Consider the following 25,142-nt stretch of genomic DNA (forward strand, 5'->3'; position numbering starts at 1 on the left):
TAGATGGCATTGACCGCTGGAATCGTAGGTTTACCTAATGTAGGGAAGTCTACTTTATTTAACGCAATTACAAAAGCTGGTGCAGAAGCAGCGAACTATCCATTTGCCACGATTGATCCTAATGTAGGAATTGTCGAAGTGCCTGATTGGCGTTTGCAACGTTTGACGGATTTATTTCAACCCAAAAAGACAACTCCTGCAAGTTTTGAATTTACTGATATTGCAGGTATTGTTAAGGGTGCAAGTCAAGGTGAAGGGTTAGGAAATCAATTTTTAAGTCATATACGTCAAGTAGATGCTATCTGTCATGTAGTACGTTGTTTTGATGATGACAATATTACTCATGTTGATGGAAAAATTGATCCTTTGGCTGATATTGAAACAATTAACTTAGAACTAATTTTGGCTGATCTAGAATCTGTTAATAAACAATATAACCGTGTTGAAAAAGTAGCTAAGACAAAAGATAAAGCAGCGATGGCAGAATTAGCAGTTTTAGACAAAATCAAGCCGGTTTTAGAAGCAGGAAAATCTGTTCGTACAATTGAATTTTCAGAAGATGAACAAGCGATTGTTAAGGGCCTATTCTTATTGACGGCTAAACCTGTTTTATATGTGGCTAATGTGGCAGAAGATGATGTTCAAGATCCAACAAGTAATCAATATGTTCAAAAAGTACAAAATTTTGCTGCAACTGAAAATGCTGAAGTTATTACTGTTTGTGCTCAAATTGAAGAAGAGATTGCTGAATTAGATGATGAAGATAAAGCAGAATTTTTAGAAGATTTAGGTATTAAGGAAAGTGGTTTAGATCAATTAATCCGCGCATCATTTAATCTATTAGGTCTAGCAACCTACTTTACCGCTGGGGAACCCGAAGTTCGTGCTTGGACCTTCCATAAGGGAATTAAGGCGCCACAAGCAGCAGGTATTATTCATTCGGATTTTGAACGTGGTTTTATTCGTGCTGAGACGGTATCTTTTGCTGATCTTGATAAGTATGAAAGTATGCATGCAGCAAAAGAAGCTGGTCGTGTTCGACTTGAAGGCAAAGATTATGTTGTTCAAGACGGTGATGTCATGTTATTCCGTTTTAATGTATAATAAACTGCCAATTTATAAATAAACTATGTTAAAATAATTCTTGTCAAATGCTTGTTTACCAGGCAAGAAGGGAGAAACGACGAACATGGAAGCAGAAAAACTGCGAGAATACGTTGCCCAAAACCGTGAATGGGAGAAGCAACTAACAAAAAGAAACCAACAATATATTTTTGATTTAAACAAAGCACTTGATGCTGCGAATTTACCAGAAGAAGAAAAAGTACAAGTTTTACATGAAATGTTGCCAGTGTTGGTAAAAGAGCAAAAAGACGGTCGAACCGCGCGGCAACTTTACGGAACAGTCTCAGAACGAACGGAAGCTATTTTAGCTGAACCTACCAAAGTTGAAAGTTCCAGACCTGTTTTGATGTGGGTAGATAATACCTTGCTTATCTTAGGGGTATTTGGTTTAATGATGGGAATCATAGGAGTGCTGTCTTCACAAAACAACCAAGTTTACGGCATTGTCACATTAATATTAATGGCAATGGTTGGTGGTTGGGTCTTTTACTTGATGTATAAATATATGTATCAATATGAACGACCAGGAGCGGATAAAAGCAAGCGTCCTAAATTATGGAAATCGATATTGATTTTAATAGGTTCTTTTTTCGTATGGACCGCTGTGATCTTTTTATCAGCCTTACTTCCAGACGTGATCAATCCGGTTTTAGATCCGTTCTTTTTAGTTATCATTGGTGGTGCTTCATTGTTACTTCGCTATTATCTAAAGAAGAAGTACAATATCGTTGGCAGTTTATCAATGCCTAAAAATAAGTAAAAAACTTGCATTATAAACCCTTTTAATAAATTATCCGAACTATAATGAGACGATCCTTGTGTTTTAAGGTTCTTGTCGTAAGCTTGCGACAATTTAGGGTCTTATCAAATATAGTTCGGGTATTTTTGTCTTTTTCTTATATCATAGTATGTTTCTTATTGTGAAGCTTGACTTCATGCGTGTTTTTTGCTATTTTCATTAAAATATATTGATTTTATTAAATAAAGGAGTGTTATAACAAATGACTAATTGGGAAACTAAGTTTGAAAAAAAGGGGATAACATTTGATGATGTATTACTTGTCCCGCAAGAAAGTCATGTGTTACCCAATGATGTTGACATGAAGGTAAAATTAGCCAAAAATATTCAGCTTAATATCCCGATTTTAAGTGCCAGTATGGATACTGTAACAGAAAGTAATATGGCTATTGCTATGGCCAGACAAGGCGGACTTGGCGTAGTTCATAAAAATATGTCGGTTGAAGCACAGGCCGATGAAGTAAGAAAAGTAAAAAGGTCTGAAAGTGGCGTAATTATTGATCCTTTCTTTTTAACACCTGAGCATTCAGTTTCTGAAGCAGAAGAATTGATGAGTCGTTATCGAATTAGTGGTATACCAGTGGTAGAAACGATGAAAAACCGAAAACTAGTGGGGATTATGACCAACCGTGATTTACGCTTTGTTACTGATTATTCAATCTCTATTGGCGAAATTATGACCAAGGATCATTTGATCACAGCTCCTGAAGGCACTTCTTTAAAAGATGCAGAGAAAATTTTACAGGCTCATAAAATTGAAAAATTACCTATTATTGATAATAAAGGTAGCCTAAGTGGGTTAATTACAATAAAAGATATTGAAAAAGTGATCCAATTTCCTAATGCGGCTAAAGATGAACATGGAAGATTGTTGGCTGTGGCAGCTGTCGGGATCACTAGTGACACCTTTGAACGAACCCAAGCCCTATTAGAAGCAGGTGCTGATGCTATCGTCATCGATACAGCGCACGGTCATAGCTCAGGTGTACTGCGTAAAATTAAGGAAATCCGTGCAGAATTCCCTCAAACAACTTTAATTGCTGGTAATGTGGCAACAGCACAAGGAACAAAAGCTTTGTATGATGCTGGCGTCGATGTGGTAAAAGTAGGCATCGGTCCTGGTTCAATTTGTACAACCCGGGTTGTTGCTGGTGTAGGCGTACCACAATTGACTGCGATTTATGACGCAGCTTCTGTTGCTCGTAAGTACGGTAAGACAATTATCGCAGATGGAGGAATTAAATTTTCTGGTGATATTGTAAAAGCTTTAGCTGCTGGTGGTTATGCGGTAATGTTGGGTAGTATGCTTGCAGGAACAGAAGAATCGCCAGGTGAATTTGAAATCTATCAAGGTCGACGTTTTAAAGCTTATCGAGGTATGGGCTCATTAAGTGCGATGGAAAAAGGCTCAAGTGATCGTTATTTCCAAGGTGGTGTCAATGAAGCAAATAAATTAGTTCCAGAAGGTATTGAAGGGCGCGTTGCTTATAAAGGTAGTGCATCTGACATTATTTTTCAAATGTTAGGTGGATTAAAATCTGGTATGGGCTACGTTGGGGCAGCGGATTTAAAAGCTTTACGCGATGATGCTCAATTTATTCAAATGAGCGGTAATGGTTTAAGAGAATCCCATCCTCATGACATTCAAGTGACAAAAGAAGCGCCCAACTATTCAGTAGAACAATAATTCAATTTAATATAATAATTAAAAGACGCGACAAAATAATTAACGTTGTCGCGTCTTTTGTGTTTATCCAATTTTAGTCATGCCGCCCATGTAAGGTACGAGAACTTCAGGAATTGTTACAGAACCATCTTCATTTTGATAATTTTCTAAAATAGCAGCTACTGTACGACCTACTGCCAAACCAGAGCCGTTTAATGTGTGTGCATAATGGAGTTTACCTTCTGTATCGCGGTAACGAATCATTGCACGCCGCGCTTGAAAATCTTCACAGTTTGAGCAAGAACTGATTTCTCTATAAGTATTTTGTGCTGGAATCCATACTTCAAGATCATAAGTTTTTGCTGCGGAAAAGCCCATATCTCCTGTAGATAAAGTCATTACTCGATAAGAAAGTCCTAATTTTTGTAGGATAGATTCTGCGTCAGCTGTCATTTTTTCTAACTCATCATAAGAATGCTGGCTATCTGAAAACTTAACCATTTCTACTTTATTAAATTGATGTAAACGGATCAGGCCTCGAGTATCGCGGCCAGCACTTCCTGCTTCTGAACGAAAAGCTGGGCTTAAGGCAGTGAAATAGACTGGTAATTGACTTACATCTAAAATCTCGTTGCTATAGTAATTTGTTAGAGGAACTTCAGCTGTCGGGATCAAAGTTAAGCCACTATCTTCTAACTGAAAGACATCTTCAGTGAATTTAGGAAACTGGCCAGTACCAAACATCGCTTGACTATTGACTGCATAGGGAGTAATCATTTCTGTATACCCTTGTTGGTATACATGTTGGTCTAACATAAAATTGTATAGTGCACGTTCTAGACGAGCGCCCAGTCCTTTGTAGTAAACAAAACGGCTACCAGAAACTTTTGCTCCTCGTTCAAAGTCGAGTATATTTAAGTTTTCACCAATCTCCCAATGATTTTTAGGTTCAAAAGAAAAAGTTTGAGAAGCTCCCCATTTGCGAATCTCGACATTGTCCTCTTCATCTTTTCCAACGGGTACACTGTCATGAGGGAGATTAGGTAAAGTTGTAGCGATGGTGTTTAATTTTTCGTCAATTGTTGCAATCTCTTTATCCAACGCTTTAATTTTGCTACCTACTTCACGCATTTCAGCGATTTGTTCAGAAGTATCTTCTTTATTACGCTTTGCTTGCGCAATTTTTTCGGATACATTATTACGATTCTTTTTCATTTCTTCTGTTTCCACTAACAAACTACGGCGTTTTTTGTCCAAACGGAGAAATTCGGTTAGCGTTTCTTCTGGAACATCCCTAGTTTGTAATTTTTCTTTTACTTGTTCGAAATTCTCACGAATCATTTTAATATCTAACAATATTTTTTCCTCCTTAAAAATTATAAAATAAAAAAACTATTTCATCCTAAGCGAGTATGCTTGGGACGAAATAGTTTGCTTCGCGGTGCCACCCAAGTTCGGCTAAATTGCCGCACTTGACTCTTGTAACCAAAGAGTGCAGGTTCTTTTTTTAAAAGAAACATTAAAAACTGGATTCTACCGTTTTTCTTTACTGATTCACACCTACCATCAGCTCTCTGAAAAGAATAAACGATATACTAGGTTTTTTGCTTGTTGATATGACGCTTTTAGCATAGCTGAAAAAAATTGTTTCGTCAACTAGAAGATTGATTATTACCAACTAACGGTAGATGGATAATAAATGAAGTCCAATCGGGATTAGACTTGGCATAAATATAACCACCATGCAAAGCAACAATGCTTTGAGCAATAGCTAATCCTAAGCCGGTCCCACCTGTTTCTTGTGAGCGTGATTCTTCCACGCGATAAAAGCGATCAAATAAAGAATCTAATGATTGTTTGGGAATCATCTTACCATTATTTTTCACTGAAATAACAGCTTCAGTGCCCGTTTTTTCAAGTTGGATAACTATTTTATCAGCACCTTCACCATATTTTAAAGCATTTGAAAGTAAGTTATTGAATACACGGACTAGTTTTTCTGTGTCGCCTTCCATTTCAAGTTGCTGAGGTTGTGCAGTTGTTTCAATGATGATCCCTTTATTACGTGCTTCAAGTTCAAAGTCAGCGGCTAGTTGCTCTATTAATTGAACCATATCAAAGGTAATTAAGTTGACCGGACTGCTTGGTTGGCGAGCTTTAGTATACTCAAATAAATCATCCACCAGAGATTTCATCTGCTTTGTTTTAACAAAAGCAGTATGAGTATATTTTAATAGCTCTTCTTCTGAATGATACTGTCGGTCTTCAATCAGTCCTAAATAACCTATGATTGAAGTTAAAGGTGTCCTGATATCATGACTGATATTTGTTATCAATTCATCTTTTGACTTTTCAATACGCCGCTCTTCTTCAATAGCTGTTACTGTACTATCTACTAAACCATTAATACTATCAACTAAACGTGCTAGGTCACCACGTAGTTCAAAAGGAATACGATGCCCGTAATTTCCATTTGCAATATAATGAAGCTCGCTAATAATATGACGTTGTTGCATTTGACGGTAACGACGAATTAACCGCCAATATAAGAAAATAATATCTAAGATAAGTAAAACAGGAATTAAGATATTTTTTCCACTAAGAAAGATATCTGTATTAAGATTTCTTACAAAACTCGTTCGTGATTCAAAAACTGCTTCGTTTAAAGCTGGTGTATTACTTATTATAGAAGAAAGCATCACCGATATTGCTATATTAACAATAATCAACAAAATAATTGTAACGATTGCTTCAACGAATAATTCACTAATTTCTTTTGAGGTAAGAATAACTTTGTTTTTTGGTTCTTTTTTATTTCGCATCGATCTTGTAGCCAACTCCCCATACGGTTTGAATGATTTTTTCTCCTCCAGTGGCTTCTTCAATTTTATCACGCAAGTGGCTCACATGTACCATGACTGTTTTTGCCGAGACGACACTTTCTTGTTTCCAAACACGTTCAAAGATTTCATCAGCACTGAAAACGCGATTTGGATGTGAAGCCAACAAGTAAAGAATACCAAATTCTAAAGCAGTTAACTGAATTTCTTTTCCACCAATGGTTCTTACTTCATGAGAGTCCCGGTTAATAACCAGTGAACTAATTTCTAAAATATCAGGTTGTTCTGAAGATATTTGTGTTTGTGTTCTCCTTAGTAAGGATTTAACACGAGCCATAACTTCCAATGGATTGAATGGTTTTGTCACGTAATCGTCGGCACCAGCGACTAACCCTTTAATTTTATCCATATCTGTAGTTTTAGCGGTTAATAATATGATTGGAATCTGCGACTCTTTCCTTAATGTTTTAACAATTTGCATTCCATCTAATTCTGGCATCATAATATCTAAAATGACCAGTTCTATATCAGAAAGAGTATGTATCTTGGAGAGTACTTCTTTCCCATCGTAGGCTACAATGGGTTCATAACCTTCATTGTGTAAATAGATACTTAATAATTCAACAATTTCTTTATCATCATCGGCAACTAATATTTTCATTTAGAGCCCTCCTTTTATAATTAAAGGTAATTCTTAATTACATTTTACCAAAAAACGAAACAATTTGATAAATTTATACTTATTCTTTAGAGAATAATAGAAATTATTTGTACAAGAATTTAAAAAAAGCGAACATTGTTATTCAAAAAGAAGGAATTTTAACCAAATTTTTTATTGGAAACGAACAAAAGTCAGCTATAAAATAAAAGAAAGCGAAATAACTAGAAACGTTGGCAGAAAGACATTTCGTTGTTGACGGATCGTTATTTTATTGGTATATTATATTTTGTCTTCAGGCAAGCCATTATCTTTAAGTTAATAAATAATAAGACATTTCTTTTTAAAAAAAGAAAATAAAATAAAAATTAGCTAACTTGCAAAAAGATATTGACAAACACTTGTCGAATTGATAAGATATAAAAGTTGCTACGGCAACAAGCAGTAGACCTTTGAAAACTGAACAAAGCAAGCAAACGAACCAATGTGTCGGGCGCTTCTTTGAAAGAAGAAGCAACCAAGCAATAAACGCGAACAACACGCGAGCAAAAAGTTGAAGAGCTAAGTACGATCAACGGTGTTGATCGATCAAATTCAAGATGAGAGTTTGATCCTGGCTCAGGACGAACGCTGGCGGCGTGCCTAATACATGCAAGTCGAACGCTGCTTAAGAAGAAACTTCGGTTTTTTCTTAAGCGGAGTGGCGGACGGGTGAGTAACACGTGGGGAACCTATCTATCAGCGGGGGATAACACTTGGAAACAGGTGCTAATACCGCATATGGCTTTTTTTCACCTGAAAGAAAGCTCAAAGGCGCTTTACAGCGTCACTGATGGCTGGTCCCGCGGTGCATTAGCCAGTTGGTGAGGTAACGGCTCACCAAAGCAACGATGCATAGCCGACCTGAGAGGGTGATCGGCCACACTGGGACTGAGACACGGCCCAGACTCCTACGGGAGGCAGCAGTAGGGAATCTTCGGCAATGGACGCAAGTCTGACCGAGCAACGCCGCGTGAGTGAAGAAGGTTTTCGGATCGTAAAGCTCTGTTGTCAGCAAAGAACAGGAGAAAGAGGAAATGCTTTTTCTATGACGGTAGCTGACCAGAAAGCCACGGCTAACTACGTGCCAGCAGCCGCGGTAATACGTAGGTGGCAAGCGTTGTCCGGATTTATTGGGCGTAAAGCGAGCGCAGGCGGTGATTTAAGTCTGATGTGAAAGCCCCCAGCTCAACTGGGGAGGGTCATTGGAAACTGGATCACTTGAGTGCAGAAGAGGAGAGTGGAATTCCATGTGTAGCGGTGAAATGCGTAGATATATGGAGGAACACCAGTGGCGAAGGCGGCTCTCTGGTCTGTAACTGACGCTGAGGCTCGAAAGCGTGGGTAGCAAACAGGATTAGATACCCTGGTAGTCCACGCCGTAAACGATGAGTGCTAAGTGTTGGAGGGTTTCCGCCCTTCAGTGCTGCAGTTAACGCATTAAGCACTCCGCCTGGGGAGTACGACCGCAAGGTTGAAACTCAAAGGAATTGACGGGGGCCCGCACAAGCGGTGGAGCATGTGGTTTAATTCGAAGCAACGCGAAGAACCTTACCAGGTCTTGACATCCTTTGACCGCCCTAGAGATAGGGTTTCCCCTTCGGGGGCAAAGTGACAGGTGGTGCATGGTTGTCGTCAGCTCGTGTCGTGAGATGTTGGGTTAAGTCCCGTAACGAGCGCAACCCTTATTGTTAGTTGCCAGCATTGAGTTGGGCACTCTAGCAAGACTGCCGGTGACAAACCGGAGGAAGGCGGGGATGACGTCAAATCATCATGCCCCTTATGACCTGGGCTACACACGTGCTACAATGGGAAGTACAACGAGCAAGCCAAGCCGCAAGGCCTAGCGAATCTCTGAAAGCTTCTCTCAGTTCGGATTGCAGGCTGCAACTCGCCTGCATGAAGCCGGAATCGCTAGTAATCGCGGATCAGCATGCCGCGGTGAATCCGTTCCCGGGCCTTGTACACACCGCCCGTCACACCACGAGAGTTTGTAACACCCAAAGTCGGTGCGGCAACCCTTCGGGGAGCCAGCCGCCTAAGGTGGGACGAATGATTGGGGTGAAGTCGTAACAAGGTAGCCGTATCGGAAGGTGCGGCTGGATCACCTCCTTTCTAAGGAAAAATACGGAAGGTCGACACATCGTTTGCGCTTTGTTCAGTTTTGAGAGGTCTACCCGTAGGGGGCCTTAGCTCAGCTGGGAGAGCGCCTGCTTTGCACGCAGGAGGTCAGCGGTTCGATCCCGCTAGGCTCCATAAACGATCGATTTTGGGTCGTTTGTTTGGTTCTTTGAAAACTGGATAGAAAAACAACAATCAACACCAACCGAGAATCCGCGTTGAACACGTTTTTTAACGAAGTTTACGCACATGTTCGAAGGGCTTTGATCGCTCAAAGCAAGAACCTTCGAGAAACCCTTGACCGCAAGGTCAAGTCAGGTTAAGTAAGAAAGGGCGCACGGCGGATGCCTTGGCACTAGGAGCCGATGAAGGACGGGACCAACACCGATATGCTCTGGGGAGCTGTAAGTAAGCTAGGATCCAGAGATTTCCGAATGGGGAAACCTCGCATTTTTCATCGAATGCGGCTTGTTCTGTGAATAGATAGCAGGCAAGCGGAAGACGCAGTGAACTGAAACATCTTAGTAACTGCAGGAAGAAAAAGAAAAATCGATTCCCTGAGTAGCGGCGAGCGAAACGGGAATAGCCCAAACCAGGATGCTTGCATTCTGGGGTTGTAGGACGTTTATGAACGGATGGGAATGTTAGCCGAAGGCTTTGGGAAAAGCCGCCGGAGCGGGTAAGAGCCCCGTAGGCGAAAACAGTTTTGTCCGTAAACGGATCCTGAGTACGACGGGACACGTGAAATGCCGTCGGAAACCGGGAGGACCATCTCCCAAGGCTAAATACTCCCTAGTGACCGATAGTGAACCAGTACCGTGAGGGAAAGGTGAAAAGCACCCCGGAAGGGGAGTGAAAGAGATCCTGAAACCGTGTGCTTACAAGGAGTTAGAGCCCGTTAATGGGTGATAGCGTGCCTTTTGCAGAATGAACCGGCGAGTTGCGCTGGCTGGCGAGGTTAAGTCTGAAAAGACGGAGCCGCAGCGAAAGCGAGTCTGAAATGGGCGTTGAGTCAGACGGCGCAGACCCGAAACCAGGTGATCTACCCATGTCCAGGTTGAAGGTGCGGTAAAACGCACTGGAGGACCGAACCCACGTACGTTGAAAAGTGCGGGGATGAGATGTGGGTAGCGGAGAAATTCCAAACGAACTTGGAGATAGCTGGTTCTCTCCGAAATAGCTTTAGGGCTAGCGTCAAGGAAGCAATGATGGAGGTAGAGCACTGTTTGGACGAGGGGCCCGTCTTGGGTTACCGAATCCAGATAAACTCCGAATGCCATTGATTGACCCTTGGCAGTCAGACGGTGAGTGATAAGATCCATCGTCGAAAGGGAAACAGCCCAGACCACCAGCTAAGGCCCCTAAATGTATGTTAAGTGGAAAAGGAGGTGGGGTTGCTTAGACAACTAGGATGTTGGCTTAGAAGCAGCCATCATTGAAAGAGTGCGTAATAGCTCACTAGTCGAGTGACCCTGCGCCGAAAATGTACCGGGGCTAAACATACTGCCGAAGCTGTGGAAAACACCTTAGGTGTTTTGATAGGAGAGCGTTCTAAGGGCGGTGAAGGTCGACTGAAAAGACGGCTGGAGCGCTTAGAAGTGAGAATGCCGGTATGAGTAGCGAAAGACAGGTGAGAATCCTGTCCACCGTAAGACGAAGGTTTCCTGGGGAAGGCTCGTCCGCCCAGGGTTAGTCGGGACCTAAGCTGAGGCCGAAAGGCGTAAGCGATGGCCAACAGGTTGATATTCCTGTACCTGTTATCTTCATTTGAGTGATGGAGGGACGCAGGAGGCAAAAGAAAGCAGACGAATGGAAAGGTCTGTCCAAGCAGTACGTCGGAGAAAGAGTCAAAGGCTTTTTCTTATTAACGATAAGCTGTGACGGGGAGGGAAATTTAAGTACCGAAGTTCTGGCGTCACACTGCCAAGAAAAACTTCTAGCAAGAAGGTAATGGCCCGTACCGCAAACCGACACAGGTCGTCGAGGAGAGTATCCTCAGGTGAGCGAGCGAACTCTCGTTAAGGAACTCGGCAAAATGACCCCGTAACTTCGGGAGAAGGGGTGCTGCTCTAACGAGCAGCCGCAGTGAATAGGCCCAAGCGACTGTTTATCAAAAACACAGGTCTCTGCAAAATCGTAAGATGACGTATAGGGGCTGACGCCTGCCCGGTGCTGGAAGGTTAAGAGGAGTGCTTAGTGTAAGCGAAGGTACGAATTGAAGCCCCAGTAAACGGCGGCCGTAACTATAACGGTCCTAAGGTAGCGAAATTCCTTGTCGGGTAAGTTCCGACCCGCACGAAAGGCGCAACGATTTGGGCACTGTCTCAACGAGAGACTCGGTGAAATTTTAGTACCTGTGAAAATGCAGGTTACCCGCGACAGGACGGAAAGACCCCATGGAGCTTTACTGTAATTTGATATTGGGTGTCTGTGATGCATGTACAGCATAGGTAGGAGCCGTAGAATTCGGGACGCGAGTCTCGAAGGAGGCATCCGTGGGATACTACCCTTGCATTATGGCCACTCTAACCCGCGCCACTGATCGTGGCGGGAGACAGTGTCAGATGGGCAGTTTGACTGGGGCGGTCGCCTCCTAAAAAGTAACGGAGGCGCCCCAAGGTTCCCTCAGAATGGTTGGAAATCATTCAAAGAGTGTAAAGGCAGAAGGGAGCTTGACTGTGAGAGCAACAACTCGAGCAGGGACGAAAGTCGGGCTTAGTGATCCGGTGGTTCCGCATGGAAGGGCCATCGCTCAACGGATAAAAGCTACCCTGGGGATAACAGGCTTATCTCCCCCAAGAGTCCACATCGACGGGGAGGTTTGGCACCTCGATGTCGGCTCGTCGCATCCTGGGGCTGTAGTCGGTCCCAAGGGTTGGGCTGTTCGCCCATTAAAGCGGCACGCGAGCTGGGTTCAGAACGTCGTGAGACAGTTCGGTCCCTATCCGTCGCGGGCGTAGGAAATTTGCGAGGCGCTGTCCTTAGTACGAGAGGACCGGGATGGACCTACCGCTGGTGGACCAGTTGTCGTGCCAACGGCATCGCTGGGTAGCTAAGTAGGGCAGGAATAAACGCTGAAAGCATCTAAGCGTGAAGTCCCCCTCAAGATGAGATTTCCCCTTTCTAAAAGAAAGTAAGATCCCTGAGAGAAGATCAGGTAGATAGGTTCGAAGTGGAAGACCCGTGAGGGTTGGAGCGGACGAATACTAATCGATCGAGGACTTAACCACAAAGGTTTGGATTTTCGGTGAAGCGAAGCAGTTGTTTTTCATCCAGTTTTGAGGGAACCGAAAGGTTCACTCAACGTCAAGTTGTGTGGTGATGATGGCAAGAAGGAGACACCTGTTCCCATGCCGAACACAGTCGTTAAGCTTCTTAGCGCCAATTGTAGTGAGGGGCTTCCCCTTGTGAGAGTAGGACATCGCCACGCAGCAAGCGGAGGTTTAGCTCAGCTGGGAGAGCATCTGCCTTACAAGCAGAGGGTCATAGGTTCGAGCCCTATAACCTCCATTGAGTCGTTAGCTCAGTTGGTAGAGCATCTGACTTTTAATCAGAGGGTCACAGGTTCGAATCCTGTACGACTCATTTCACAAAATCAGCGGGTGTGGCGGAATTGGCAGACGCACTAGATTTAGGATCTAGCGCCGCAAGGCGTGGGGGTTCAAGTCCCTTCACCCGCATGTAGGAACAAGCCGGCTTAGCTCAGTTGGTAGAGCATCTGATTTGTAATCAGAGGGTCGAGGGTTCAAGTCCTTTAGCCGGCATCCGACAAGCTGCGGAAATAGCTCAGCGGTAGAGCACCACCTTGCCAAGGTGGGGGTCGCGGGTTCGAATCCCGTTTTCCGCTTGATGCCAAAACCACGCCGGGGTGGCGGAACTGGCAGACGCACAGGACTTAAAATCCTGGGGTAAGTAATTACCGTACCGGTTCGATTCCGGTCCTCGGCATTGAACAAAATATGCGCATATGCGCCCATAGCTCAACTGGATAGAGTGTCTGACTACGGATCAGAAGGTTGAGGGTTCAAATCCTTCTGGGCGCGTAACGGGAAGTAGCTCAGCTTGGTAGAGCACTTGGTTTGGGACCAAGGGGTCGTAGGTTCGAATCCTGTCTTCCCGATGGATTTGATTTTTCATTTAAAAAGGCGTTAGAAGAAGAGAATTTTCTTTTTTCTAGCGTCTTTTTTTGAATGAAATAAAATATAATAGACAGTTAATATGATACAATATGATTAAAAAGATAAAGGAGGAGGATTTTTGAAAGGACAAATCCAAAAAGCACTAAGTGGATTTTATTATATTTATTCAGAAGGTGAAATTTATCAAACAAGAGCTCGCGGAAATTTTCGCAACCGAAAAATCACTCCTTTAGTAGGTGATTATGTTGTTTTTGAAAGTGAAAATTTGACAGAAGGCTATTTACTTGAAATTTTGCCAAGAAAGAATAAATTGTTACGTCCACCGGTGGCAAATGTCGATCAAAGTGTTATCGTAATAAGCTTAACTGAACCTCAATTTTCTTATTTTTTATTGGATCGTTTTCTGATAAGTATTGAGTATGAAGATATTGAACCGCTCATTTATTTAAGTAAGGCTGATTTATCGGTAGCACCTGAGTTGATTGAGGAAATTGCCACGACCTATAGGAAAATAGGTTACACAGTTATTGTCTCAACCGAAGAAAAAGCAATGTCAAATTTACAAAATTTATTTCCTAAATGTTTAACTGTTTTTACTGGTCAGTCTGGTGCAGGAAAATCTGCTTTGTTAAATCGTTTAATGCCCCAGTTAAACTTGGAAACAGCAGAAATTTCTGATGCGCTAGGACGTGGCCGTCATACAACTCGTCATGTTGAATTACTTCCTGTTGCAGACGGATTAGTTGCTGATACGCCGGGCTTTAGTGCAATTAATTTTTCTACAATTACAGAAAGAGAGTTAGCAAAACAGTTTCCCGAATTTGTCCAGGCTTCAAGCTATTGTCGCTTTCGGGAATGTCTGCATTTAAACGAACCTGACTGTGAGGTTAAACGACAAGTAGAAACAAATGATATTGCTAAAAGTAGGTATGATAATTATGTGTATTTTTTAGATGAAATAAAAAATAGAAAACCTGTTTATAAAAAGAAAAGGTAGGGATATAAAGATGAAAATTTCACCATCTATTTTAAGCGCTGATTTTGCAAATTTACAACGGGATATTGAACTAGTAGAGGAAAATGGTGCAGATTATATTCATGTAGATGTCATGGATGGACACTTTGTACCTAATATTACATTTGGCCCAGATGCGATCAAAGCGATTCGACCTGTAACTAAATTACCATTAGATACGCATTTAATGATTGAAAATCCGGAAAGTTATATAGATGACTTTGCTGAGGCAGGAGCTGATATCATTGGTGTGCATGCTGAAGCGACAGCCCATATTCATCGCGCGTTACAAATGATAAAAAATAAAAATGTTCAAGCAGAAGTGGTTATCAATCCTGGCACATCTGTTGATTCTATTTATCATGTGTTATCTATGGTGGATCAAATACTTGTTATGACAGTTAACCCGGGTTTTGGCGGTCAATCTTTTATTGAAGAAACACTTTACAAAATTGAGCAATTAGCTAAGTTAAAGGCTGAAAACGGTTATAAATACGATATAGAAGTCGATGGTGGAATTGTTCCTGAGACTGCAAAGCAATGTAAAGAAGCAGGCGCAAATGTCTTTGTTGCTGGTAGTTATATTTACAGTGCAGAACAACCTAAAAAACAAATTCAACTTTTGAAAGAAGCGGTTGAATAATGAATATTTTACTAGCAGCGGGAGGTCCAATTTCTAAGTGGCCAGATATAAAGACAAATTATGATTTGTATGTCGGCGTTGATCGGGGAAGCTTTTTTTTACAACAAAAAGGATTGCCTCTAGATGTTGCTGTTGGTGATTTTGATTCGTTAGATTCACAAGAGCAAACGGATGTTTTTGATTTAGCTAAAAAAGTAATAACTTCCCCCGTGGAAAAGGACGATACAGATACACAGCTAGCTTTAGAAATGGTCTTAAAAGAATATCCAAATGCTAAAATTACAATAGTTGGCTCAACCGGTGGAAGAATTGATCACTTTTTAGCAAATTTATGGATAGTATTAGAACCGCGATTTAATAAATATTGTCAAAATATTTATTTACAAGATAGACAAAATACAATTGCCTTTTTACTACCAGGAGAGCATACAATTACAAAGGAAGTTGACAAGCAATACTTAGCTTATTGCTGTCTAACACCGGTTTCTGATCTAACGTTAACTAAAAGTAAGTATACCTTGGATAATCAACAAGTGCTATACCCAACTTCTTATGCAAGTAATGAGTTTATTGGAAGTCAAGCAGAAGTTACTTTTTCAAAAGGAATTATTGCTGTTATTCAAAGCAAAGATGAATGATAAATATAACACATTATTTTCTATAAAAATAGTTTAAAAAAAGTTAAGAGTGTCTAGTTATCTTTTGTTTAGCGCTATTTAGTGGTACAATCTATCCATTGAGTTTGAAATAATTGAGGTGCACTTGTGAAAAAATTTAATCCAAATAAAAATATTATTATTACCTTAATTATCGTAATTATTATCGTTACTGTTTTAAGTATCACTATGGCTAGACGTGCTGTTGCCCAAAAAACTTCTTTTGCGCAAGTAATTGTCAATGATACTGTTGCTGTGGTTGATAAAACTTTGTATACCCCGGTGCGTTGGTTTGAAAATGGTGTGGCGTCTATTCAAGATTTGTTTGTTACCTATCAAGAAAATGAGCGTTTAAAGGGTAAAATCGATAATTACGATGAAGTTGTTCAGCAAAATGAAAGTCAGAAAAGAGAGATTTCGAATTTAAAGGAAGAATTAGATTTGAATGAAACGCTGACAAATTATGAAAAAAAACCGGCTAATGTTATCTCGCGTTCACCAGATTCTTGGCAAGATATGATGGTTGTTGATCAAGGTTCAGAAGAAGGGATCAGCGACAATATGGCTGTCATGGCCAGAAATGGCTTAATTGGTCGTGTTCTTGAAGTTAACGCACATTCTTCAAAAGTAGAATTATTAACTTCTGATAACCAGACGAGTAATCATTTCCCAGTTCGAATAACAACTGAAGATGGAGATGCTTTTGGTTTGCTAAAAGGCTATGATCGGCGTAATCAAGCATTGGTTGTTGAGGAATTGACTGGTGAAAGTGATATTAAAGAAGATGATACAGTGCAAACATCTGGACTTGGTGGTAATTCTCCGTCAGATCTGAATGTTGGAAAAGTCATTGAGGCAGAGCCTGATGATTTTGGTTTAGATAGAAAAGTTTATGTTCAACCTGCAGCTGATGTTAATGATGTGTCAGTTGTTACAATCATCGAGCGCACAGTAGGTGAAGACTAATATGGATAAAGTTAAAAAACAATATGTGGCAGCTCCGATTTTCTTTTTGGTTATGTTATTAGATAGTCACTTGACTCGTACCTTTTTGGCTTGGAGTAGTGAGGCTAATATTTGGAAGACACATTTACTATTATTGATATTGATGTTTTGTGTTCCAAAATTTTCAAAACATTATATGATAACAACAACTATTATCCTGGGGGCTATCTTTGATTTATATTACATAGGTGTCTTAGGGATTTATGCGGTTAGTTTACCGTTAGCTGTTTGGGGGATGTATCTATTATACGATCTTCTTTATCAAAATATCTTTACTATGTTTTTTGGCTGGATTATTTTGGTAACAGCTTATGAATTAGCTGCGGCGGGTATACAAGTCGTTTTTAAATTATCGATAATCAACCCTGTTTTTTTTGCTACAAACTTTTTAGGTCCAACTTTATTAGTTAATATTTTATTCTTTTTCATTATTTATTACATTGTCAAGGTGCTATTCCGCTGGGAGTAGCACCTTTTTTAAGTCAAAATTATGACGAATGGTTAAAATATATTTCAGAATTGAAATATATTTGTAACAATTCTTTTATTGTAATGTCATATTGCTGTGTTACAATCATTTTATCGGTGAAAAAGAGTTTAAGAATTCTTATACTTCTTAAGCAATTATATAATAAAGTTAAAGTTGGAGGAATGAAAAGTGAAGAGACGTGTATTGACGGCGTTACTATCATGCTCATTAACACTTGCTGCAGTTGCAGCTCCAAGCGTAGTCTTGGCTGATGATTTTGACCAGCAAATTGAAGAAAAAAGTAAAGAAATTGATGACTTGCAAGGAAAACAAGCAAGCGTTCAATCAGAAATTGATTCATTAGAAGGAGAAATTTCTGGTATTAATGAAAAGGCACAAAACTTGCTTGCAGAGCAAGAAGAATTGGATGAGCAATCTAAGCAATTGGAAAATGAAATTGCTGATTTGCAAAAGCGTATCGACAAACGCGAAGAAGCAATTCGTGAACAAGCTCGTGATGTACAAGTGAATGGTTCAGATACCAATATTGTTGATGCAGTTTTAAATTCTGATTCATTAACAGATGCATTCGGACGTGTACAAGCAATGAACACGATCGTAGATGCTAATAATGATTTAATAGAACAACAAAAAGAAGATAAAAAAGCTGTTGAAGATAAAAAAGCTGAAAATGATGAGAAGCAAAAAGAAATTCAAGCTAATCAAGCAGCTTTAGAAGAACAAAAAGGTCAATTGCAACAAAGCCAAGCAGATTTAGATTATAAAAAAGCTGATTTAGCTTTACAAGAATCTTCTAAAAATGACGAAAAAGAAGATCTTCAAAAACGTAAAGATGAAGCAAAAGCGGAATTAGCACGCATCGCTGAAGAGCAACAACGCGCTGAAGAAGCACGTCAACAGGCTGAAGCTCAACAAGAAGCTGATAAAGCAGCTGCTCAAGAAGCAGAGCAAACTGAAGCTCCTGCAGGAGAAGCAGAAGTACCAGCTGAATCAAGCGAAGTAGAAGCACCAGAAACTACTGAAACTTCTGAAGAAACAGTTGAAGAACCAGAAGCAACAGAAGAAACAACGACAGAAGAAAGTGAAGAAGCAGAAGTACCAGCTGAATCAAGCGAGGTAGAAGAGCCAGAAACTACTGAAACTTCTGAAGAAACAGTTGAAGAACCAGAAGCAACAGAAGAAACAACGACAGAAGAAAGTGAAGAAGCAGAAGTACCAGCTGAATCAAGCGAAGTAGAAGAGCCAGAAACTACTGAAACTTCTGAAGAAACAGTTGAAGAACCAGAAGCAACAGAGGAAACAACGACAGAAGAAAGTGAAGAAGCAGAAGTACCAGCTGAATCAAGCGAAGTAGAAGAGCCAGAAACTACTGAAACTTCTGAAGAAACAGTTGAAGAACCAGAAGCAACAGAGGAAACAACGACAGAAGAAAGTGAAGAAGCAGAAGTACCAGCTGAATCAAGCGAAGTAGAAGTACCAGAAACTACTGAAACTTCTGAAGAAGTAGTAGAAGCACCAGAACCTTCTACGCCGGTTGAAGAAAATATTCAACCAGAAGCACCAGAAAGTTCTGAACCAGAAACACCTAATAACGATAATCAAGGTAACTCTGGAAACCAAGAAGCTTCTCAACCAACAGATGTATCACAACCAAAAGAAGAAACTGAAGAAACACCAGAACCTTCTGCAAACGCTGATAGTTCAGCAATTTTGGCTGAAGCACAAAAACATATGGGCACACCATATGTGTGGGGTGGAAGAACACCAGACGGTTTTGACTGTTCAGGCTTTACACAATATGTTTATAAACAAGTAACAGGTAAAGATATTGGTGGTTACACTGTACCGCAAGAAAATGCTGGTCCTCAAATTTCTGCTAGCCAAGCAAAACCAGGAGATTTGTTATTCTGGGGCTCTAAAGGAAGCACTTATCACGTAGCAATTTCTATGGGTGGAAGTTCATTCATCCATGCACCAAAACCAGGTGATACTGTGAAAGTTGGAGATACACAATACTTCACACCAGATTTTGCAGTAAGCATGTAAAATAAAGTTAAAGCTGACGAAATTTCGTCAGCTTTTTTTTCGTTTTAAAAAGCAAATCTCATTTATTATAAAAAATGAATTATAAATAAACTCAGACTTAAAAAAGGAACAAAAGGTAGTTTTAACTTTTTTATTTCGTGTGAAGTTGTAATAGAAATAAACCAATAAGTTATCAAGGTAGTGAAACTAGCGAAAAATAAGAGTTGTGACACCTCAAGAGGCGTAAGCCAAGGGATCCAAAATAAGAGTAAAAGTAAATCACCCATACCCATCGAATTTCGCAAAAATAAAGCGATAATGATGCAGATAAATAAATAAAGTAAAAGGCTTTCCCAATAAAAATGAGCATGGGAGTATAGTAATAAAGCAATTAAAATAAAGTGTGTTGGATAAAAAATTTTTGGTTCGATAATTAAGTAATAGACGTCAGTCAATGAAAGTAATAAAGCGATTGTTAGCCAATATAAAGTGATAATACATTCTAGTGTTGTTGATTGGTTAAAGCTAAATACGAAAATCAGGCCATATAAGATTTCAGTAACAAAGTAAGTTATTGGAATTTTTTTATGACACGTTCTGCAGCGAAAGTTTAGTAATAGAAATGAGATGATCGGAATCATTTCCCAAAATTTTAACGTTCGCTTACAATGTACACAGTGTGACCTACTTATAATAAACGGTTGTTTAATAGGTATGCGTTCAGCAATGACGCATAAAAAAGAACCTAGACAGCTTCCCAATAAAAAGTAAAACATATATTTTTTCCTCCCTTTCTTTTCTAATGATAATTACGCAAAAAAACCGTATTTCTATTATTTTATAAGGTTGTTATTTGAGAACCTTTCTCAAATAATGGAATCTATTTTACTTTTTTATTGGTTCATATTATGCTTAATGTATTGAGAAAGAAGGAGGAATTGTAAATGAAGTTCGGAAGAACAAAAGAAACATTGAATCAATTGGTAGCCGATTTAAGTCAGTTTGCAGCAGTTATTCATCAAGCTCATTGGTATATGAGAGGCCCCGGATTTTTGACATTGCATCCGATGATGGATGACTATATGGATGAAATCAATGATCAATTAGACGTCATCGCAGAACGTTTGGTTGCATTAGATGGTTCACCTTACTCAACACTTCAAGAGTTTGCAGATCATACTGGTATCAAAGATGAAATCGGTACGTGGGATCGTTCAATGTCTGAAAGACTAGAAACGCTAGTATCTGGTTATCGTTATTTAGCTGATCTTTATCAAAAAGGGATTGAAATTTCTGGTGAAGAAGGCGACGATAGTACTCAAGATATCTTTATTGCGCATAAAACGGATATTGAAAAGAATATCTGGATGATACAAGCACATCTTGGTTATGCACCAGGTAATGATCCGGAATAGATAATAAACTTTATTAAAATCATTTTTCATGAAACCTATGACCGCTTGTCGTAGGTTTCTTTTCTTTATTTACAATTTTTTCTTATTATTGAGAGAAAAACATTGACTTTAAGCTCTTTTATAGGTATTATATTAAATGGTATTGTTTGCCCCACGAGAGCCCCGGAAACTCAAGTGTATGTCAAACATTCGAAATTGAATTGGAGGAAAAAATCTTGCGTACAACATATATGGCTAAAGCAAGCGAAGTAGATCGCAAATGGTATGTAATTGATGCAACTGATGTTCCTTTGGGACGTCTTTCTACTGTAACAGCATCAATCCTTCGCGGAAAAGATAAACCAACTTATACACCTCATGTGGACACAGGTGATAATGTTATTGTAATTAATGCAGATAAAGTGAAATTAACAGGACATAAAGCGACTGATAAAAAATATTACCGTCATTCTCATTATCCAGGTGGTTTAACATCAACTACTGCTGGTGAAATGCGTGCTAAGAATTCTCGTCGTTTGATTGAAACTTCTGTGAAGGGTATGCTTCCTAAAAATTCTTTAGGCCGCGCTCAAGGAATGAAGTTACATGTTTATGGTGAAGCAACTCATCCACATGCTGCTCAAAAACCAGAAGTATTGGACATTACAAACTTAATCTAATAGGAGGAAATTTTATTGGCACAAGCACAATATATCGGCACCGGCCGTCGTAAAAATGCAGTTGCCCGTGTACGCTTAGTACCAGGAACTGGTCAAGTTACTGTAAATAAAAAAAATGTTGAAGATTATATTCCACATGCTGACTTGCGTGAAGTAATTAACCAACCTTTCGGCGTTACTGAAACAAATGGCACATATGATGCTTTTGTAAATGTCGACGGTGGTGGTTATGCAGGGCAAGCTGGTGCAATCCGTCATGGTATTGCTAGAGCTCTTTTAGAAGTAGACCCTGACTTTCGTTTAGCTTTAAAACGTGCTGGATTACTTACTCGTGATGCACGTATGGTAGAGCGTAAAAAAGCAGGCCACAAGAAAGCTCGTAAATCACCACAATTTTCAAAACGTTAATCAATTTCTTATTGTATCAACGTTTACGATTAATTTTTGGTTCAAGTTGGGTCAAATGATTAATTTGATAAAGAATTTAATAGATTTAAAGCATCAGCATCTTGCTGGTGCTTTTTTTAAGCCCATTTTGAGATAAAATAGCGTTAAATATCCATAAAAAAACTTTTTTGCCAGTTCATTTCAATTAGTGTTATGATAGTTTTGTAACGTTGTTTTATACTAACAAATATCTCAAATTTTATAGAAATTAGGTGAGTAAATGGTACGTGAAGGAAATACGATTCTTACTTTGGATAATGGTTATCATTTATGGACGCGTACAGATAATGCTGGCGGTGATATAAAACTCCTTTGTTTACACGGAGGCCCTGGTGGTAACCATGAGTATTATGAAAATTTTGCTGAAAAACTAAGTGATTTAAATGTACAAGTGACGATGTATGATCAGTTGGGTTCATGGTACTCGGATCAACCCGATTTTACGCAACAAGACAACATCGACAAATTTTTACACATGGATTATTTTGTGGACGAGATCGAAGAGGTTCGGCAAAAACTTAATTTAACTGATTTTTATTTGATTGGACAGTCATGGGGCGGCGCATTGGTACAAGAATATGCCTTAAAATATCCTCAGCATTTGAAAGGAATTATTATTTCGAGTATGACAGATAATATCCAAGAGTATATGGATAATATCAATGCGATTCGTGCAAAAGAGTTTACTGATGAAGAATTGGCGTTCTTGCAAGATTGTGAAGCTAGAAATGATTTTAACGAACAGTATGAAGAATTGATTGATAGGTTAAATCGAGACTATATTGATCGTAAACAACCTCCAGCAATTCGTCATTTGACTTCAACAATAGGTGAACAAGTTTATAATTATTTCCAAGGAGATAATGAGTTTGTGGTAACAGGCAAATTAGCTGGTTGGGATCGCAGTCAAGATATTCATAAAATTCAATTGCCTACGCTCATCACTTATGGAGAACATGAGTCGATGCCATTAGCTGTTGGCAAACGAATGGCTGAAACAATTCCGTATGCACGTTTTGTTACAACTCCAAATGGTGGACACCATCATATGGTGGATAATGCGCCAGTTTATTTTGAGCATTTGATACAATTCTTGCAAGATGTTGAAAAAAAATAAAGTGATTTCGTAGAGAATAACCCAGGTAGGATGCCTTAGCTAAACATCATATCTGGGTTTATTTTTTATAAAAAAAAGATTCGTATGAGCAGGAACAGTATGGAGAAGGGGGTATAATTTTATGAAAAAATGGGCATTATGGCAAAAGATCATAGGAATTATTTTATTGACTGGGATTATTTTATTTAGCACTGGTGCCATTTACGTATATCAAAGTACATACACAGCTTCTGAAGTAGCACAGAAGCAAAGTGAACAAGCAACACATGAAAAAGACTATGATCTTTACTCTGATGGCAAGTCAAGTGAACTAGGGGTTATCTTCTATCCTGGCGCTTTTGTCGCGGCTGAGAGTTATAGTCAGTGGGCCTCACAAGTCGCTTCAGCAGGTTATAGTGTCTATGTATTACATATGCCCTTAAATCTAGCTGTTTTTTCAAAAAATGCTGCACAACCAATCATGGATGACCATCCAAACCAGTCTTTTATCTTAGCCGGTCATTCCCTTGGTGGAGTAATCGCTAGTCGCTTTGTAGCAGAACACCCAAAAGAAGTAGCAGGTATGATTTTTTTAGCCAGCTATCCAGATGAGAAAGGAAGTTTGCAAGATACAAATTTGCCTGTTCTTTCTATTACTGCTTCAAAAGATGGGGTGCTAAACTGGGAAAAATATCAAAAGGGGAAAAACTACTTACCAGAGAAAACAGACTATATTGAAATAAAAGGAGGCAATCATGCTGGTTTTGGAATATATGGCGCACAAAAGGGTGATTCTAGTGCAACAATTACAAAAAAGGCACAGCAAACGAAAATCAGCATATGTATTACTGAATGGTTAGACAAATTAAAGGAAAAATAGCTTCAATATTTAGTCAGAAGAGATAAGTTATCAGTTTAATTCTTTATAATACCAGAGATCCATAGCATTGTGCTCACTATTAATTAAGGGTTGTTTTAATTGTTTAAATTCGTATTTTTCATATAAATGCCAAGCGTTTGTTAATGTTGTATGTGTTTCAAGATAACAAGCTTCATAGTGTTTATATGCATAATCTAAAGCAGTATCCATTAACTTTTTAGATAGACCTTGTCCTTGAAAGTTACTATCAATATATAATTTTTGTAATTCACAAACTTTAGACATCGCCTCTAGTGGAGCAATACCAATGCCACCGATAATTTTATTTTGATATTCGATTACCCAGTAGCAAGCATCGGAAAGTTGCTCATAATAAGAAGATAAATATTTTAATTGGGGATCATAATAAGCTGTACCTGCTTTATCTAATCCTAAAGAAGCTAAGGAAGTTTGGATTAATAAAGCTAATTGTTCATTATCGTTTTGTTGTAAAGTTCGTATAGTCATTAAGATAAGCCCCTCCTTACTTTGTACTTTTCTAGTATAGTATGCAATGAATCAATATTTGTCAATAATTATGTAAATTTGTTCTAAAAATGTTTATTTTTGTTTTCAATTTTTGTTTGTTTTTGTAGAATATACATTAAAGGGAAAACGTGAGGAGTAAAGTAATGTTAAAAGAAGAACGTTTAGATGCAATTGTTGCCTTAGTCGATCAAAAAAGAGTGATTAAAGTAAATGATATTGTAGATAGGTTGGGGGTTTCTGATATGACTGTGCGTAGAGACTTGACTGAATTAGAAGAAGCGGGTCGTTTAAAAAGAGTTCACGGTGGCTCACAGACTTTAAATGTATATCGTCCAGAAGAATTATCACATGCTGATAAACAAATTATTAATAAAAGTGAGAAAAAAGAAATTGCCCAAAAAGCGCTTAAGTTGATCCAAGAAGATGAAACAATCTATTTGGGTCCAGGGACCACCATAGAACTGTTAGCCGAGATTATGAACTTTGAGAACTTACGTGTAGTGACTAATTGTCTACCAGTGTTTCAAACCTTAAGACAAAAAAAGGGGAATATTAAGGTTTATTTGCTAGGTGGAGAAATGCGAGAATTAACGAAAGCCTTTTTTGGAGAAATAACGAATAAAGCATTACAAGATATGCACTTTCATCGCGCTTTTTTCAGTTCTAATGCAGTCAAAGGAAATGAAATTATGACTGCGACAATAGAAGAAGGTCAGACACAAGCGATTGCTTTAGATAACTCGGTAAATCGATATTTGCTAATTGATTCATCAAAAGTAGAAAAAGAAGATTTTTATACCTATTATAATCTAAGTGATGTTACAGCCGTGGTAATGAATCAAGATGATTACGACATGTATCAGAAAGTGGAAAAAGAGGTACAGGTGATTGTTTGA

Annotated in this window: 20 protein-coding genes, 9 tRNA genes, 3 rRNA genes and 1 other annotated feature; of the genes, 27 read left to right on the forward strand and 5 right to left on the reverse strand. The window is 39.2% G+C overall.

The window, feature by feature from the left end; all coding sequences use genetic code 11:
- The first annotated feature begins 3 nt into the window (after positions 1-3).
- From ychF to guaB, 3 genes are all read left to right on the forward strand, one after another.
- On the forward strand, positions 4-1,104 hold the full coding sequence (gene ychF, locus C7K42_RS08635) for a redox-regulated ATPase YchF (RefSeq protein ID WP_014125865.1): 1,101 nt from the start codon (positions 4-6) through the stop codon (positions 1,102-1,104).
- An 85-nt stretch (positions 1,105-1,189) separates the two neighbouring features.
- The gene (locus C7K42_RS08640) at positions 1,190-1,885 is read left to right on the forward strand and encodes a DUF1129 domain-containing protein (protein ID WP_014125864.1); all 696 of its coding nucleotides are present in this window, start codon (positions 1,190-1,192) and stop codon (positions 1,883-1,885) included.
- A gap of 241 nt (positions 1,886-2,126) precedes the next feature.
- Positions 2,127-3,611, forward strand: a complete 1,485-nt coding sequence (guaB, locus tag C7K42_RS08645) for an IMP dehydrogenase (protein WP_103092153.1) — start codon at positions 2,127-2,129, stop codon at positions 3,609-3,611.
- Between the two features lie 63 nt (positions 3,612-3,674).
- On the opposite strand, the gene serS is transcribed toward guaB, so the two are convergent.
- The 3 genes from serS to croR form a co-directional block, all read right to left on the reverse strand.
- Entirely contained in the window at positions 3,675-4,946 is a 1,272-nt protein-coding gene (serS, locus tag C7K42_RS08650; protein ID WP_014125862.1) for a serine--tRNA ligase, read from the reverse strand.
- Between the two features lie 58 nt (positions 4,947-5,004).
- Positions 5,005-5,208, reverse strand: a binding site (T-box leader).
- A 34-nt stretch (positions 5,209-5,242) separates the two neighbouring features.
- Positions 5,243-6,412, reverse strand: a complete 1,170-nt coding sequence (locus C7K42_RS08655; protein ID WP_094244081.1) for a sensor histidine kinase — start codon at positions 6,410-6,412, stop codon at positions 5,243-5,245.
- Positions 6,402-7,091, reverse strand: a complete 690-nt coding sequence (croR, locus tag C7K42_RS08660) for a response regulator transcription factor CroR (RefSeq protein ID WP_014125860.1) — start codon at positions 7,089-7,091, stop codon at positions 6,402-6,404. The genes C7K42_RS08655 and croR overlap by 11 nt, the downstream gene beginning before the upstream one ends.
- 592 nt (positions 7,092-7,683) lie before the next feature.
- Between croR and C7K42_RS08665 the strand changes: the two genes are divergently transcribed.
- From C7K42_RS08665 to C7K42_RS08750, 18 genes are all read left to right on the forward strand, one after another.
- Positions 7,684-9,242 (forward strand): 16S ribosomal RNA (locus tag C7K42_RS08665).
- Between the two features lie 68 nt (positions 9,243-9,310).
- Positions 9,311-9,383 (forward strand) — tRNA-Ala (locus C7K42_RS08670).
- A gap of 182 nt (positions 9,384-9,565) precedes the next feature.
- Positions 9,566-12,478: ribosomal RNA gene (locus tag C7K42_RS08675) — 23S ribosomal RNA — on the forward strand.
- Between the two features lie 84 nt (positions 12,479-12,562).
- A 5S ribosomal RNA gene (gene rrf / locus C7K42_RS08680) occupies positions 12,563-12,678 on the forward strand.
- Together the 16S, 23S and 5S rRNA genes with 9 tRNA genes alongside form the textbook arrangement of a ribosomal RNA operon.
- A gap of 7 nt (positions 12,679-12,685) precedes the next feature.
- Positions 12,686-12,758 (forward strand) — tRNA-Val (locus tag C7K42_RS08685).
- Positions 12,759-12,760: 2 nt separating this feature from the next.
- A tRNA-Lys gene (locus C7K42_RS08690) sits at positions 12,761-12,833 on the forward strand.
- A gap of 13 nt (positions 12,834-12,846) precedes the next feature.
- Positions 12,847-12,928 (forward strand) — tRNA-Leu (locus tag C7K42_RS08695).
- A gap of 11 nt (positions 12,929-12,939) precedes the next feature.
- Positions 12,940-13,012: transfer RNA gene (locus C7K42_RS08700), tRNA-Thr, on the forward strand.
- Positions 13,013-13,023: 11 nt separating this feature from the next.
- Positions 13,024-13,095: transfer RNA gene (locus C7K42_RS08705), tRNA-Gly, on the forward strand.
- Between the two features lie 15 nt (positions 13,096-13,110).
- Positions 13,111-13,196: transfer RNA gene (locus C7K42_RS08710), tRNA-Leu, on the forward strand.
- A 21-nt stretch (positions 13,197-13,217) separates the two neighbouring features.
- A tRNA-Arg gene (locus C7K42_RS08715) sits at positions 13,218-13,291 on the forward strand.
- Between the two features lie 3 nt (positions 13,292-13,294).
- Positions 13,295-13,368 (forward strand) — tRNA-Pro (locus C7K42_RS08720).
- Between the two features lie 137 nt (positions 13,369-13,505).
- Positions 13,506-14,384 carry a ribosome small subunit-dependent GTPase A gene (rsgA, locus tag C7K42_RS08725; RefSeq protein WP_014125858.1) on the forward strand — a complete coding sequence of 293 codons (879 nt, stop codon included), beginning with the start codon at positions 13,506-13,508 and terminating at the stop codon, positions 14,382-14,384.
- A gap of 10 nt (positions 14,385-14,394) precedes the next feature.
- A complete protein-coding gene (gene rpe, locus C7K42_RS08730; RefSeq protein ID WP_014125857.1) occupies positions 14,395-15,045 on the forward strand; it encodes a ribulose-phosphate 3-epimerase in 651 nt (216 codons plus the stop codon).
- Positions 15,045-15,683 (forward strand): thiamine diphosphokinase, encoded by a 639-nt coding sequence (locus C7K42_RS08735; RefSeq protein WP_103099860.1) that lies wholly within the window; start codon positions 15,045-15,047, stop codon positions 15,681-15,683. Before rpe ends, C7K42_RS08735 begins: the two co-directional genes overlap by 1 nt.
- Positions 15,684-15,809: 126 nt before the next feature.
- Positions 15,810-16,667, forward strand: a complete 858-nt coding sequence (mreC, locus tag C7K42_RS08740; protein ID WP_014125855.1) for a rod shape-determining protein MreC — start codon at positions 15,810-15,812, stop codon at positions 16,665-16,667.
- Between the two features lies 1 nt (position 16,668).
- Positions 16,669-17,175, forward strand: coding sequence for a rod shape-determining protein MreD (gene mreD, locus C7K42_RS08745; protein WP_103097213.1), 507 nt, complete (start codon positions 16,669-16,671; stop codon positions 17,173-17,175).
- 189 nt (positions 17,176-17,364) lie between these two features.
- The gene (locus C7K42_RS08750; RefSeq protein WP_124175418.1) at positions 17,365-19,242 is read left to right on the forward strand and encodes a C40 family peptidase; all 1,878 of its coding nucleotides are present in this window, start codon (positions 17,365-17,367) and stop codon (positions 19,240-19,242) included.
- A 65-nt stretch (positions 19,243-19,307) separates the two neighbouring features.
- On the opposite strand, the gene C7K42_RS08755 is transcribed toward C7K42_RS08750, so the two are convergent.
- Complete coding sequence (locus C7K42_RS08755) at positions 19,308-19,997, reverse strand: prepilin peptidase (protein WP_014125852.1); 690 nt, start codon at positions 19,995-19,997, stop codon at positions 19,308-19,310.
- A gap of 168 nt (positions 19,998-20,165) precedes the next feature.
- Between C7K42_RS08755 and C7K42_RS08760 the strand changes: the two genes are divergently transcribed.
- The 5 genes from C7K42_RS08760 to C7K42_RS08780 all read left to right on the forward strand — a co-directional run bounded on the left by C7K42_RS08760 (position 20,166) and on the right by C7K42_RS08780 (position 23,718).
- Positions 20,166-20,636 carry a Dps family protein gene (locus C7K42_RS08760; protein ID WP_014125851.1) on the forward strand — a complete coding sequence of 157 codons (471 nt, stop codon included), beginning with the start codon at positions 20,166-20,168 and terminating at the stop codon, positions 20,634-20,636.
- Between the two features lie 215 nt (positions 20,637-20,851).
- On the forward strand, positions 20,852-21,295 hold the full coding sequence (gene rplM, locus C7K42_RS08765; protein WP_041591865.1) for a 50S ribosomal protein L13: 444 nt from the start codon (positions 20,852-20,854) through the stop codon (positions 21,293-21,295).
- 15 nt (positions 21,296-21,310) lie between these two features.
- A complete protein-coding gene (rpsI, locus tag C7K42_RS08770; protein WP_014125849.1) occupies positions 21,311-21,703 on the forward strand; it encodes a 30S ribosomal protein S9 in 393 nt (130 codons plus the stop codon).
- Positions 21,704-21,962: 259 nt separating this feature from the next.
- Positions 21,963-22,859 (forward strand): proline iminopeptidase-family hydrolase, encoded by an 897-nt coding sequence (locus tag C7K42_RS08775; protein WP_061841184.1) that lies wholly within the window; start codon positions 21,963-21,965, stop codon positions 22,857-22,859.
- Positions 22,860-22,980: 121 nt separating this feature from the next.
- On the forward strand, positions 22,981-23,718 hold the full coding sequence (locus tag C7K42_RS08780) for an alpha/beta hydrolase (RefSeq protein WP_103099738.1): 738 nt from the start codon (positions 22,981-22,983) through the stop codon (positions 23,716-23,718).
- 30 nt (positions 23,719-23,748) lie between these two features.
- Here C7K42_RS08780 and C7K42_RS08785 read toward each other — a convergent pair whose 3' ends face one another.
- Complete coding sequence (locus C7K42_RS08785; protein ID WP_014125845.1) at positions 23,749-24,225, reverse strand: GNAT family N-acetyltransferase; 477 nt, start codon at positions 24,223-24,225, stop codon at positions 23,749-23,751.
- A gap of 164 nt (positions 24,226-24,389) precedes the next feature.
- Here C7K42_RS08785 and C7K42_RS08790 point away from each other — a divergent pair, with 164 nt between their 5' ends.
- On the forward strand, positions 24,390-25,142 hold the full coding sequence (locus tag C7K42_RS08790; RefSeq protein WP_103099739.1) for a DeoR/GlpR family DNA-binding transcription regulator: 753 nt from the start codon (positions 24,390-24,392) through the stop codon (positions 25,140-25,142).

Source organism: Tetragenococcus halophilus subsp. halophilus DSM 20339 (assembly GCF_003841405.1).
Taxonomy (GTDB): domain Bacteria; phylum Bacillota; class Bacilli; order Lactobacillales; family Enterococcaceae; genus Tetragenococcus; species Tetragenococcus halophilus.

Bases quoted from the DNA above. Each gene is read 5' to 3' on its own strand.
- C7K42_RS08760 (WP_014125851.1), top strand. From the start codon at position 20,166: ATGAAGTTCGGAAGAACAAAAGAAACATTGAATCAATTGGTAGCCGAT.
- C7K42_RS08755 (WP_014125852.1), bottom strand. From the start codon at position 19,997: ATGTTTTACTTTTTATTGGGAAGCTGTCTAGGTTCTTTTTTATGCGTC.
- C7K42_RS08785 (WP_014125845.1), bottom strand. From the start codon at position 24,225: ATGACTATACGAACTTTACAACAAAACGATAATGAACAATTAGCTTTA.
- guaB (WP_103092153.1), top strand. From the start codon at position 2,127: ATGACTAATTGGGAAACTAAGTTTGAAAAAAAGGGGATAACATTTGAT.
- croR (WP_014125860.1), bottom strand. From the start codon at position 7,091: ATGAAAATATTAGTTGCCGATGATGATAAAGAAATTGTTGAATTATTA.
- ychF (WP_014125865.1), top strand. From the start codon at position 4: ATGGCATTGACCGCTGGAATCGTAGGTTTACCTAATGTAGGGAAGTCT.
- rpe (WP_014125857.1), top strand. From the start codon at position 14,395: ATGAAAATTTCACCATCTATTTTAAGCGCTGATTTTGCAAATTTACAA.
- C7K42_RS08640 (WP_014125864.1), top strand. From the start codon at position 1,190: ATGGAAGCAGAAAAACTGCGAGAATACGTTGCCCAAAACCGTGAATGG.
- C7K42_RS08775 (WP_061841184.1), top strand. From the start codon at position 21,963: ATGGTACGTGAAGGAAATACGATTCTTACTTTGGATAATGGTTATCAT.
- C7K42_RS08780 (WP_103099738.1), top strand. From the start codon at position 22,981: ATGAAAAAATGGGCATTATGGCAAAAGATCATAGGAATTATTTTATTG.
- C7K42_RS08655 (WP_094244081.1), bottom strand. From the start codon at position 6,412: ATGCGAAATAAAAAAGAACCAAAAAACAAAGTTATTCTTACCTCAAAA.
- mreD (WP_103097213.1), top strand. From the start codon at position 16,669: ATGGATAAAGTTAAAAAACAATATGTGGCAGCTCCGATTTTCTTTTTG.
- C7K42_RS08735 (WP_103099860.1), top strand. From the start codon at position 15,045: ATGAATATTTTACTAGCAGCGGGAGGTCCAATTTCTAAGTGGCCAGAT.
- C7K42_RS08790 (WP_103099739.1), top strand. From the start codon at position 24,390: ATGTTAAAAGAAGAACGTTTAGATGCAATTGTTGCCTTAGTCGATCAA.